General features: G+C 40.0%; 1 protein-coding gene. It reads left to right on the top strand.

Annotation, left to right across the window (positions count from 1 at the left end):
* On the top strand, positions 1-3,718 hold a 3,718-nt coding region (locus V7S79_RS12130; RefSeq protein WP_459490862.1), incomplete at both ends, for a beta strand repeat-containing protein.

Here is a 3,718-nt window from a genome sequence, read left to right as displayed (position 1 = left end):
CAACGACTTCAACAGTAACAGTTACACTAAAAGATGCGAATAGCAATCCAGTTTCTGGTAAGACAGTTGTATTAACAGATGATAGCACAACATCAACGATCTCAGCAGCAAGTGGTAGTTCGAATGCAAGTGGAGTAGTAACCTTTACGGTGACAAACACCATTGCAGAAACAGTTATTTACTCGGCAACAGGAGATAATGTAAGCATTACCGATACAGCAAGAGTAGCCTTTGTCCCTGGAACCGCCACCCAAATTGCTATCAATGATGGTAATAACCAATCTGCAACGGTGAATACCAATGTTACCACGGCGCCAAGTGTGATTGTGAAAGATGCCAATAACAATGTCGTTTCAGGAGTATCAGTGACTTTTGCAGTGGCAACAGGTGCAGGATCCATTACTGGAGGAACTGCAATAACAGGTGCAGACGGAATCGCGACATTGGGTAGTTGGAAATTAGGCACCACTGCGGGTTCAAATACTTTGACAGCAACATCGACAGGTTTAACAGGTTCTCCATTGACATTTACGGCGACGGGAACGGCTGATGTTCCTAATAAAATAGCCATCGTTTCATTGAATCCTGCTGATCCAATTCGTGGAATTCCAAGAACTGAAATAAACGTTCAACTACAAGATACCTATGGCAATGCTACAGTAGCCAATGTAGATGTTCCGTTTACTTTAAGTTCGAATAAAACTTTTGAGCAATATCAAGATAATACATACACTTCGACTGTTACTACTCCAGGAGGTACTATTCCATCTGGCCAGTCGAGCAAATTGGTTCAGTTTATTCGATTTACTCAATCGACCAGAGTTGAGGCTAGTGGAGTAAGTTATCCAGCCACCGCCAATGTAACGGCAACGGATTCTAGACCGACACCATTGTTGACCTCCGTTCAATCGGCAAATTTCATTATTACAGATGGAACTTTATGGTTGCCATACTTTAGAGCTGGATCATTCTCTGCCAATTTGATTCCAACGAATTCAAACATTGGTAATTGGACTGAAATTGATTGGGAAACATCAAAAGATGGAGGAAATCATTGGGAAACTTTAAGAGCAGGAGCTAGTATTCCTGTAGAATTTAGCAATGAGGAAATTGTTCAAGTACCGACAGGAGCCAATTTGAATTTAAATACCGATATCATCCTTTATAATATGGAGGTGAATGGTCAATTAGAGATTCCTTCTACTAGAACATTAACCTTAAAGCATACTGCTTTTGACGTAACTAGTCCAGGTATAAAAGTGGTTGGCACTTTCAAAAATAGTGGAGGTACTTTCACAGATGAGGACAACAGCAATGCTATCTTATTTGATGGAGGAACTTACCTACATACAAGAAACGGAGGATCTATTCCAAAGGCTACTTGGCAAACATTGGGGTCAACTAGCTCAACGGCTCGTATCACGGGAATTACCTCAACTGCTTTAACAGCGGGATTGAACCAATCTTTCCAAAATTTCGAATGGAATAATAGTGCTCAAACGATTACTCAAACATTGACGGGAGATGTATCGGTTTCTGGTTTATTTGATTTGGCCAATGGAAAGTTAAATATTGGATCACATCAATTAAGTCTAGGAGGAACGATACAGCATGGAGCTTCTGCTTATTTACACGGAACAGCTACTTCTAGTTTAGTAGTTACCGGAACGGGACAAACCCAATTTGAATCGCCGAATCAAATAGTACAGTCCCTTTCATTGAACAATGCAAGCGGATTAATTTTGAACAGTGATTTATTGGTGAAGGATAATTTAACCTTGACCGCTGGAGTACTGAAATTAGCAACTAACACGTTGGAATTACATTACAAAGGAGCAAATCAGATTCAAAGAACGGATGGTTACGTGAATGGAAAGTTGCGTAGAATTTACCCAGCTGATGCTGTCAATCCAGTTTTTGATTATCCAATCGGATCAGATGAAGGATATGCACCAGTTACTTTGAATTTCAGTCAAGCCAACATAAGTGCCAATACAGAAATTCTTGGTTATACCCAATTGGGCGTTATTAATACAAGACAAAATGGTTCTGGTTTCAAATCAGACAAGCAAATGCAAAGATATTGGGAGTTAACTCCGAATGTTAGTTTAGGTACATTTGAATACAATGTATCCATGGATAATTTGCCGAACGCTGAATTAACGGGTTTAACCTTTAATAATTTGGTTGTTAGAAAGTTATCCGAAAATGGAAATGGTTCATCAAAAAGCTGGAAAAAACCTAATTCTACAACAAGAACAGTTATTAGCAGTAACCATAAATTAACGGCAACTGGCTTCAAAGATTTCTCTGAATTCTATGTTGGAGAACCTTTGATAAAAACATTCCAATTAAGAGGACCAAGTGATGTAATTGCCGGCCAAACAAGTGGAACAATTACGTTAACAGTGATTGATGAATTAGGAGACCCAGTGCCGGTTTCCGAGGAAACGGTCTTTACTTTAAGCAGTGATGTGCCAGCAACAGCGACCTTGCCAGCAACCTTGACATTGGCCGCTGGTCAATCATCAGGAACGTTTACCTATTCAAATACGGTGAGTGGTGCTCAGGTGATAACTGCAACTTGGACAAGTGGTGTGGCTGCATTGACTGGTATTGTGAAAACACATGACATAACAGTTCTTCCTGAAAATGCTAATAAGTTAGCTTATGTAGTTCATCCACAAACTGCAGCTGTTGGGGAAACCTTGGGAAGTATTCAAGTTCAAGTATTGGATCAATTTAACAACCTAGTAAGTGGAAGTACTGCACCTATCACATTAGCAATCGATACCAACCCAGGATCTGGCACTTTAGCTGGAACCCTTACTGCTAATGCTGTTGCAGGGGTAGCGACATTCACTGGATTAAGTATCAATAAAATTGGCACAGGCTATACTCTAAATGCGACATCTCCTACTATTTTGAGTAAGATCTCAAATACATTTGATGTTACTAAAAAGTTATTGACCGCTGCAGATCCTGTCGTTCAAAAAGTTAAAGAATACGATGGAAATAGAACAGCTTCCGTTACTCCAGGTACATTATCAGGTGTTTTAAGTGGGCAAACAGTTAACTTAAATGCAACTGCAACTTATGATACCAAAGATGTCGCGTCCAATAAAACAATTACAGTTGTTTATACATTATCTGGAGCAGATGCAGGTAATTATACTGCACCAGCAGATTTTGTGGTAACTGATGGTCAAATTACTGCCAAAGCATTAACGGTAACTGCCGATAACCAAACAGTGAACTATGGTTCTTCTGTGGCAAGTGTAACCTCGGCAGGAACTTACCAAGTTACTGGATTTATTGATGGAGAAAATGCTTCTGTCATTTCTGTTAGTGTTACTTATAGCACAACTTATACCAATACAACAGGAGCAGCAACAAGCGGGGTTACAATTACGCCAGATGTAAGTGGACTAACAGCTACAAATTACAGCTTTACTCCAGCGAATGGAACCATAACAATCAATAAATCGAGTTCAACTGTAACCGTAACAGGAAGCACAAGCTTTACTTATTCAGGTAGTGCACAAGGCCCAAGTACTTCAACTACTACAGGATCATCTGGAGCTGTTACTTATTCTTACGAAGGAACAGGTTCAACGACTTACAGCGCTAGTTCAACAGCACCAACAAATGCAGGAACGTACAAGGTAGTTGCCACTTTAGCAGCTGATTCGAATTACGAAGGAGCAACATCAGCGGA

This window comes from Aquirufa sp. ROCK-SH2 (genome assembly GCF_054558315.1).
This window is presented reverse-complemented; position numbering and strand designations above follow the sequence as displayed.